Raw genomic sequence first — 1,186 nt, 5'->3', positions numbered from 1 at the left:
GTATAGGGGAGCCGAAGGGAAACCGAGTCTTAACTGGGCGTTAAGTTGCAGGGTATAGACCCGAAACCCGGTGATCTAGCCATGGGCAGGTTGAAGGTTGGGTAACACTAACTGGAGGACCGAACCGACTAATGTTGAAAAATTAGCGGATGACTTGTGGCTGGGGGTGAAAGGCCAATCAAACCGGGAGATAGCTGGTTCTCCCCGAAAGCTATTTAGGTAGCGCCTCGTGAACTCATCTTCGGGGGTAGAGCACTGTTTCGGCTAGGGGGCCATCCCGGCTTACCAACCCGATGCAAACTACGAATACCGAAGAATGTTATCACGGGAGACACACGGCGGGTGCTAACGTCCGTCGTGAAGAGGGAAACAACCCAGACCGCCAGCTAAGGTCCCAAAGTCATGGTTAAGTGGGAAACGATGTGGGAAGGCACAGACAGCCAGGATGTTGGCTTAGAAGCAGCCATCATTTAAAGAAAGCGTAATAGCTCACTGGTCGAGTCGGCCTGCGCGGAAGATGTAACGGGGCTAAACCATGCACCGAAGCTGCGGCAGCGACGCTTATGCGTTGTTGGGTAGGGGAGCGTTCTGTAAGCCGTCGAAGGTGTCCTGTGAGGGATGCTGGAGGTATCAGAAGTGCGAATGCTGACATAAGTAACGATAAAGCGGGTGAAAAGCCCGCTCGCCGGAAGACCAAGGGTTCCTGTCCAACGTTAATCGGGGCAGGGTGAGTCGACCCCTAAGGCGAGGCCGAAAGGCGTAGTCGATGGGAAACAGGTTAATATTCCTGTACTTGGTGTTACTGCGAAGGGGGGACGGAGAAGGCTATGTTAGCCGGGCGACGGTTGTCCCGGTTTAAGCATGTAGGCGGAGAGTTTAGGTAAATCCGGACTCTTGTTAACGCTGAGGTGTGATGACGAGGCACTACGGTGCTGAAGTAACAAATGCCCTGCTTCCAGGAAAAGCCTCTAAGCATCAGGTAACATCAAATCGTACCCCAAACCGACACAGGTGGTCAGGTAGAGAATACCAAGGCGCTTGAGAGAACTCGGGTGAAGGAACTAGGCAAAATGGTGCCGTAACTTCGGGAGAAGGCACGCTGATATGTAGGTGAAGCCCCTGCGGGTGGAGCTGAAATCAGTCGAAGATACCAGCTGGCTGCAACTGTTTATTAAAAACACAGCAC

General features: G+C 53.0%; 1 rRNA gene. It reads left to right on the top strand.

The window, feature by feature from the left end:
• A 23S ribosomal RNA gene (locus V5P19_RS22890) occupies positions 1–1,186 on the top strand; the annotation flags it as partial.

The sequence above is a fragment of the Enterobacter sp. UNJFSC 003 genome (assembly GCF_036903355.1).
In the GTDB taxonomy this organism is placed as follows: domain Bacteria; phylum Pseudomonadota; class Gammaproteobacteria; order Enterobacterales; family Enterobacteriaceae; genus Enterobacter.
The sequence above is the reverse complement of the archived record's forward strand: the minus strand, read 5'-3'. Positions and strand labels throughout refer to the sequence as shown.